Origin of the sequence: Paenibacillus xylanexedens (assembly GCF_007676705.1) — a bacterium.
Taxonomy (GTDB): Bacteria; Bacillota; Bacilli; order Paenibacillales; family Paenibacillaceae; genus Paenibacillus; species Paenibacillus xylanexedens_C.
Genome location: NZ_VEBF01000394.1, coordinates 1 through 260 on the forward strand (window position 1 = coordinate 1; position 260 = coordinate 260).

The 260-nt window shown below is 45.4% G+C and carries 1 protein-coding gene; it reads right to left on the reverse strand.

The window, feature by feature from the left end:
- Positions 1-203: redoxin domain-containing protein (locus FS628_RS30705; RefSeq protein WP_260871252.1), on the reverse strand; the 203-nt coding region annotated here is incomplete at its 3' end.
- Positions 204-260: the final 57 nt, after the last annotated feature.

A 260-nucleotide genomic window follows, 5' to 3' on the forward strand; every position in this document is an offset into this window, starting at 1 on the left:
GGGATGGTGGATGCCCCATAAGTTTTACCGATCTCTCCGCTTTCGTCAAGAGGCACAGTAAATGTAAGATCGTATTCTTCAATGAAATTCTCAACCTTTTTGTTGACGTTCCCTCCCCGCTCGGCATTCGTCAAATTCACGGCTAAAATTTCCGTATTTTGCTGTTTGGCCTTTGTTTTATAGTAATTTTCCATATGGGGCATCTCCGCTTTACACGGCGGGCACCAGGACGCCCAGAAATTCAGAATGACCTTTTTGCC